Here is a 235-nt window from a genome sequence, read left to right as displayed (position 1 = left end):
GCACATAGCGTCAGAAAGGCTTCCGCTGTTAATGAACGCTGCCGCTGAATGAATCCGACTTTCCGGGCCAGACGGGTCAGTTCTTCAGAGGAGAAGAGTTGACGAATCGTTTTTATCCATGCCTTCATCTTTTTTGCCATCAAAAAACAATCCTTTCCAACGATGATTTTCGTTAGAAAGGATACCATGTTTTTGGCGCTGAAAAAAGATCAAATTCTTAACTTGATGGCTATGG

The organism is Geobacillus sp. LYN3 (genome assembly GCF_003064505.1).
GTDB lineage: Bacteria > Bacillota > Bacilli > Bacillales > Anoxybacillaceae > Parageobacillus_B > Parageobacillus_B toebii.
Note: the sequence above shows the minus strand (reverse complement) of the source record.